6 protein-coding genes are annotated in these 6,924 nt (G+C 57.6%); 2 read left to right on the top strand and 4 right to left on the bottom strand.

Annotation, left to right across the window (positions count from 1 at the left end; genetic code table 11):
* Window positions 1–174: 174 nt before the first annotated feature.
* The 4 genes from sufD to sufB form a co-directional block, all read right to left on the bottom strand.
* Complete coding sequence (gene sufD, locus NW837_RS14065) at window positions 175–1,467, bottom strand: Fe-S cluster assembly protein SufD (RefSeq protein ID WP_414332219.1); 1,293 nt, start codon at window positions 1,465–1,467, stop codon at window positions 175–177.
* Window positions 1,464–2,279: a Fe-S cluster assembly ATPase SufC gene (sufC, locus tag NW837_RS14060; protein WP_414332218.1), complete on the bottom strand. Its 816-nt coding sequence runs from the start codon at window positions 2,277–2,279 to the stop codon at window positions 1,464–1,466. The genes sufD and sufC overlap by 4 nt, the downstream gene beginning before the upstream one ends.
* A 97-nt stretch (window positions 2,280–2,376) precedes the next feature.
* Window positions 2,377–2,775, bottom strand: a complete 399-nt coding sequence (gene mscL, locus NW837_RS14055; RefSeq protein WP_011431004.1) for a large-conductance mechanosensitive channel protein MscL — start codon at window positions 2,773–2,775, stop codon at window positions 2,377–2,379.
* Between the two features lie 244 nt (window positions 2,776–3,019).
* Window positions 3,020–4,456, bottom strand: coding sequence for a Fe-S cluster assembly protein SufB (sufB, locus tag NW837_RS14050; protein ID WP_414332217.1), 1,437 nt, complete (start codon window positions 4,454–4,456; stop codon window positions 3,020–3,022).
* 179 nt (window positions 4,457–4,635) lie between these two features.
* Between sufB and sufR the strand changes: the two genes are divergently transcribed.
* Together sufR and NW837_RS14040 are read left to right on the top strand one after the other, a co-directional pair.
* Window positions 4,636–5,352: an iron-sulfur cluster biosynthesis transcriptional regulator SufR gene (sufR, locus tag NW837_RS14045; protein ID WP_414332216.1), complete on the top strand. Its 717-nt coding sequence runs from the start codon at window positions 4,636–4,638 to the stop codon at window positions 5,350–5,352.
* Window positions 5,353–5,641: 289 nt separating this feature from the next.
* Complete coding sequence (locus NW837_RS14040; RefSeq protein WP_414332215.1) at window positions 5,642–6,712, top strand: 3-deoxy-7-phosphoheptulonate synthase; 1,071 nt, start codon at window positions 5,642–5,644, stop codon at window positions 6,710–6,712.
* Window positions 6,713–6,924: the final 212 nt, after the last annotated feature.

The following is a 6,924-nucleotide window of genomic DNA, read 5'->3' as shown; positions in this document are numbered from 1 at the left end:
GTTTTGTTCTCTGGTAGAGCAGAACAGGCTCAGGGCTACTGAAAGCCCGCTCCGTACCGCTTAGCGGTCGGAACCGGGTAGTTTACTGCTGCCTATCCATTACGCCCAAGTCTGGTCACTCTTGAGGGTAATGGGGGAGCAACAACTTATTATTGTTATTGGAATTGATTGGATTCACGGGATCCCAGCCAACTGGCGGGCCACCAGGGTGGGAAGTTGAGCCAACGGGATCCCTTCCAGAACTTCTGCCGCAAAAGCGCAGGTGAGAAGTTGCCTGGCCTCAGCTTGGGGAATACCCCGGCTTTGCAGATAAAAGATCTCTTCCGCCTCCAGTTGGCTGACGGTGGCCCCGTGGGCACACTTGACGTTGTCGGCAAAGATCTCCAGTTGTGGCTGGGTGTCGACCCGCGCTTTGGGGCCTAGGAGCAGGTTGCGGTTGGTCTGGGCGGCGTCCGTCAGTTGGGCCTCTCGGCTCACCAGAATCCGTCCGCTGAAGACCGCATGGGCCGTCTCGTCCACAATGCACTTGTGCAATTGGCGGCTGCTGCCGTGGGGGGCCTGATGCACCAAGCGGGAGTGGGTGTCGCTGTGCTGGGATCCCTTCAGCAGCGTTAGCCCCTGCAGTTGGGTGTGGGCCTGGGCTCCGGCTTGGGTGATCTCCAGGTTGTGGCGAGAAAACTGGGATCCCCACTGAATCGCCTGGAGGCGGTAGTGGCTGTCGCAGCTTTGGCGCACGGCGGTCTTGTTGATGTGGAAGGCTGGGGATCCCTGCCTTTGCAAAATCACATGGTGCAAACGAGATCCCTCTGCCAGGGCGATCTCCGTAACCGCGTTGCCAAAGGGGATCCCGGATCCCAGGGATACATGATCTTCGATCAGCGTGAGGGAGCTGTGGGCTTGCAAAGACAGCAGGCAGCGGGGCTGGGCCAAAACGGCCTCTCCCTCAGGAGCCACCGTTATGAACAGCAGGTGCAGCGGTGACGGAACTTCCTGGCCGGGCTGTAGGCCAATCTGGATCCCATCTCCCAGATGAGCGGTGTTGAGGGCCGTAAACACATCCGTCTTGGCCAGGGTTTGCAGCAACTCCCCTGGGGCTTGGGCTAAAGGGATCACCTGCAAAGCGGTGGGCAGGCCGCTCAAATCAGAAAGCTGGGGGGCAAAGTAGCCGTTGACGAACACGGCGCGGCTGTGGCTGGCTTCCGGCCAAAGCCAGGGCTCTAGGGTTGCCGCATCCAGAGCCGGATCCGCCGCGACAGCCAGGCGAAACTCGTGGGCCAGCAGCGGCGAGAGATCGCTGTATTTCCAATCTTCTTCCCGTGGGGTCGGGATCCCCAGTTCGGCCAGTTGGGCGCGGGCCTGCTGCCTAAGGGTGGTGTAGGGATCCTGCCTTTCCGGGATTTGGCCGAGGATGTGCTCCAGGAATAGGCGGCTCTCTGGGGCAAAAGGTTTGGGCAAGGTGGCGCTCATCCCTCTTCCTCCCGCCGGGATGTTGCGGCTGCTGATTCTTGGCCCAACTGAGTTTTGATCCAGTCGTAGCCCCGTTCCTCCAGCTCCAGCGCCAAGGTCTTGTCCCCGCTGATGACGATACGACCCCCCTCCATCACGTGCACGTAGTCGGGGGTTACATAGTCCAGCAAGCGTTGGTAGTGGGTGATCAAGAGCATGGCATTCTCAGAGCCGGCCAGTCGGTTGATGCCCTGGGCGACGATGCGCAGCGCGTCGATATCCAGGCCGGAATCCGTCTCGTCCAAAATGGCCAGCGTGGGCTCCAACACCGCCATTTGCAGGATCTCGTTGCGCTTTTTCTCACCGCCGGAAAAGCCCTCGTTCACAGAGCGCTCCAAAAAAGCGGGATCCATTTTGACAATATCCAACTTTTCCCGTACCAGGTCGTCAAAATCCAGAGCATCCAGTTCCGGCTGATCCCGATATTTCTGTCGGGCGTTGTAGGCAGCCCGCAAGAAATCCAAGTTGCTCACCCCCGGAACCTCGATGGGGTATTGAAACGCCAAGAAGATCCCTGCCCAAGCCCGCTCCTCCGGTTCCATTTCCAGAAGATTCTTGCCCAGATAGAGGATCTCGCCTCCTGTCACCCGGTAGTCGGGGTGGCCAGCCAAGATCTTGGAAAAAGTGCTTTTTCCAGAGCCATTGGGGCCCATGATGGCGTGGATTTCTCCGGCGCGAATTTCCAGGCTCAACCCCTTGAGAATGGGGGTGCCGTCGATCTCGGCGCTGAGATCTCGAACGGATAAGATAACAGGGCTGTTTTCACGGATCATGGCTAGACTCTAGGGTTGACACCGAAGGGCAGGAGCTGAAAAGTTAAGGGATCCCTAAACCAGGTTTGGATTTTGGGCCTAAGGATCCCCTATAGCTCTATTGGGAGTGGCGATTGAGGATATCCCGGATCTCTGTCAGCAAAACCACTTCTGGTGGGGGCAATGTGGGAGGAGATTCTTCCTCCTTTCGCTGTAGGGTGTTGATCGCCTTCACCAGTAAGAAGATGGCAAAAGCGATAATCACAAAATCAAACACAGCTTGCAGAAAGCTACCGTAGTTAATCGTAACTGGGTCTTCAGGACTTCCACCGATTTTCCAGACCAAGTTCTGGAAGCTCACTCCACCAATCATCAAGCCTAAAACTGGAGTAAACAGATCTGCTACAAAAGAAGTCACAATCTTCCCAAAAGCACCTCCAATAACAACGCCAACAGCCAAATCTAAGGCATTGCCCCGGCTGATGAACTTTTTGAACTCCTCCAGAAATGCCCTCATGGGGAACTTCTCCTGCCTAGCCTTACGGTTCAAAACTCCTTGATTATCCCCTCTCCCCCCCTGCATCCATGCGCTGTTTGCAACGTCGCCAAGCCCTTGGGCCGCCTCTGGCTTCAGGGGATCACAGCCCTCTGCCTTGGGAGTTACCTAACCCCTTACCCTTCTCCTGAAAATGGCAGCGCCTGCTCCCACAGCGTGTCAGCGGCCTCGCCCACTTGCTCAGCTTCGCATTGGGAGCAATCCCCTAGCCGACGGATCCCTCTAACTTCAGGCTCAGCAACCGATCGGCTTCTACAGCAAACTCCATCGGCAGTTGGTTGAACACTTCTCGGCAGAAGCCGCTGATGATCATGGACACAGCATCTTCCGCAGAGATGCCGCGGGACTGGAAGTAGAACAATTGCTCTTCTCCAATCTTAGAGGTGGAAGCTTCGTGCTCCACTTTGGCGGTGTTGTTTTGCACCTCGATATAGGGGAAGGTGTTGGCGCTGCACTGATCCCCGATCAACATGGAATCGCACTGGGAAAAATTGCGGGCCCCTTCTGCTTTCGGCCCGATTTTGACCAGACCGCGGTAGCTGTTTTTGGAGTGTCCCGCCGAGATGCCCTTGGAAATGATTTTGCTGCGGGTGTTGCGGCCCACGTGAATCATCTTGGTGCCGGTATCGGCCTGCTGGTAGTGGTTGGTGAGGGCAACCGAGTAAAATTCGCCCACCGAGTTTTCCCCCACCAGCACACAGCTGGGGTACTTCCAGGTGATGGCGGAGCCGGTCTCCACTTGCGTCCAGGAGATTTTGGAGTTTGCCCCCTGACACAGGCCGCGCTTGGTTACAAAGTTATAAATGCCCCCTTTGCCGTTTTCGTCGCCGGCATACCAGTTCTGTACCGTCGAGTACTTGATCTCGGCATTGTCTAGGGCGATCAGCTCCACCACCGCCGCATGCAGTTGGTTGGTGTCGAACATGGGGGCAGTACACCCTTCCAAGTAGCTGACGTAGGATCCCTCGTCGGCAATGATCAGGGTGCGCTCAAACTGGCCCGATTCGCCGTTGTTGATGCGGAAATAGGTGGAAAGCTCCATGGGACAGCGCACCCCTTTGGGCACATAGACAAAGGATCCATCACTGAACACTGCCGAGTTCAGCGCAGCGTAGTAGTTATCAGCAATGGGAACCACACTGCCCAAGTACTTGCGCACCAGCTCCGGATACTCCCGCAGTGCCTCCGACATGGAGCAGAAGATCACGCCTTCCTTGGCCAGCTTCTCCCGGAAGGTGGTGGCTACCGAAACGCTGTCGAAGATGGCATCCACCGCCACATTGGCCAGCCGCTTCTGTTCAGACAAGGGGATCCCCAATTTCTCGAAGGTCTCCAACAGCACCGGATCCACTTCGTCCAGGCTCTTTTTCTTGGGCTGCACCTTGGGGGCCGAGTAGTAGACAATGTTTTGGTAGTCAATGGGCGGGTAGCTGACGTTGGGCCAGGTGGGCTCGCTCATCTTCAGCCACTGGCGGTAGGCCCGCAGCCGGAACTCTAGCATAAAGTCTGGCTCCCCTTTCTTGGCCCAGATCTGCCGAATCACCTCTTCGTTCAAGCCTTTGCCAATCGACTCAGAGGGGATGTCGGTTACAAAGCCGTACTTGTAGGGCTGGTTGACCAGGGCGCGGACGCTCGTAGACATGGATGGCTCTCGGGTAGTGACAGGGTAGAAACGCGACTAAGACAGATGGCCAAATAAAACAACAGAGTTGTTGTTTATCTGATCCTCAGGTTACTTTAGCAATGATCCCGTTGTCAAAATAGCAGAGAGCTGTGCTGGCAGCGGCAGCCGATTAACCCAGTCTAACCAGGAGGGCGAGGGTGGACAGCACGCGCAAGATCACCGGGCAGGTCGCTCAACCCGCTTCGAGTAAGCAGGCCATCTTGGTCTACCTGCGCAAGGCGGGGCAGGCCAACGCCCAAACGCTGGCAGAGCACCTGCGCATTTCTCCCCAGGCCATCCGCCGCCACCTCAAGGATCTGGAGGCAGAGGGGTTGATCCAACATGTCGCTCAACCCAATGGTCTAGGGCGACCCCAGCATCTCTATCAGCTCAGCCCCTTGGGAGAAGAGCAGTTCCCCGCCAGCTACGACGAGTTTGCCCTTGGCCTGCTCAACACCCTGGCCGAAACCCTGGGATCCGAACAGATGGGATCCCTTCTCCACCACCAGTGGCAGCGCAAAGCCCGGGAGTATCAGGCCCAACTGGGATCCGGATCCCTGCGGGAGCGGCTGGAGCGCTTGGTGCAGTTGCGCCAGGCGGAGGGTTACATGGCGGAGTACTACCCCTATCCTGCCGACCTGACTGGGCCGACGGCAGCAGAGGGGTCTGAGGATTATGTCGAGCAGTATGTCCTGGTCGAGCACAATTGCGCCATTGCTCAGATTGCCCACACCTTCCCCAGCGTCTGCGGTCACGAGCTGGAGATGTTTGCTGCCGCCTTGCCCGATTGCCGGGTAGAGCGCATCACCTGGCAGGTGCAGGGAGAACACCCCTGCGGCTACTGGATTGCCAAGACAGCGGCTCGGTCGACTTAAGACTTCCCGCTGGTCTCTCCGCCAGGAAACCGGATCCCTGAGGTGTCAAACGAGGTTTTTTCGGGTATAGTTATCTCGTACAGGTTTTAAGTTTGCTCTCCGCATGGTCTGGCGCGCTTCCTTTTTTGGCTACTTTACCTTTCCCTGGCAACGACCAGGGCGGAAGGGTGGCGCGTAAACTAAAGACCTAGGTTTACCCGAGTCAGTCCTGAAGCCCTGAGCCCAGCGCCAGGGCTTTTTTGATGGCTCGACGACCCCATCCACCCACTTGCACACTAAGGACAGTTCCATGCCCCCTCAAACCGACAATTGCAATATCCAAGAGGTGACTCCCTTGATTGCCCCTGCTGCTGTCAAGGCCAAGCTGCCCCTTACGGAAACGGCAGCCCAGGTGGTGCTCTCCACTCGGCAAGCCATCCGCGACATCATCCACGGACGGGATCTCCATCGCTTGGTGGTGATCGTCGGCCCCTGTTCCATCCACGATCCCGCAGCGGCTCTGGAGTATGCCCATCGCCTCAAGCGGGTGGCCGACCAAACTCGGGAGCACCTGGTGATCGTTATGCGCACGTATTTTGAGAAACCCCGCACCACGGTGGGCTGGAAGGGCCTGATCAACGATCCCCACCTGGATGGCTCCTGCGACATTGCCACCGGCTTGCAACTGGCCCGTTCCATTCTCTTGCAGATCAACGAGCTGGGCCTGGCCTGTGCCACCGAGATGCTGGATCCGGTGACCCCTCAGTACACGGCAGATCTGGTGAGCTGGGCGGCCATTGGCGCCAGAACCATCGAAAGCCAAACTCACCGGGAAATGGCCAGCGGTCTCTCCATGCCTGTGGGCTTCAAAAACGGCACCGATGGACGGCTGGAAATCGCTCTCAATGCCATCCTCTCCGCCAGCCATCCCCACAGTTTCTTGGGCATTGGCCAAGATGGCATGACGGCTCTGGTGAAAACCACCGGCAACCCGGATCGGCACATCGTGTTGCGGGGGGGAGGGGGCAAGACCAACTACGGCCCGGAAGATGTGGCGCGGGCAGCACTGCTGATGAAGGATCAAGGGATCCCTCGCTCGGTGATGGTGGACTGCTCCCATGACAACTCCCACAAAAATTACCGCAACCAGGGATCCGTCTGTCGGGCGGTGCTACAGCAGTACCAGGCGGGGCAGCGGGCTTTGATGGGACTGATGCTGGAGAGCAACCTCTATCCGGGCAAGCAAACCTGGCAGGAAGGGGCGCCGCTCCAGTACGGGGTTTCCATCACCGATGGCTGCATCGGCTGGGAAGAGACGGAAGATCTGTTGTGGGAGATGGCAGCGACCGTAGAGGGGAGAGCGTTGGCCCTCAGCCATTGAGGGATGGGGATCCCGGAGTTTGTTAAAGAATCAAAAAGGAAATGGGGACAAGGGGCAGCCTGCTCCTAGGGTCGAGCCAAGGTTTCGTTGTTTCGCCAGGCCCTGCGGGATAGGGTCTCCAGGTCGAGCTGGGAGGTTGTGATGGAGCATGACTCTAGTCAATAATAAGCTCAACTATACTGAAAATAATGTATAATATGTTCAGTACGGAT

The sequence above is a fragment of the Synechococcus sp. R6-10 genome, from assembly GCF_047461815.1.
Lineage (GTDB): Bacteria > Cyanobacteriota > Cyanobacteriia > Thermostichales > Thermostichaceae > Thermostichus.
The sequence above is the reverse complement of the archived record's forward strand: the minus strand, read 5'-3'. Positions and strand labels throughout refer to the sequence as shown.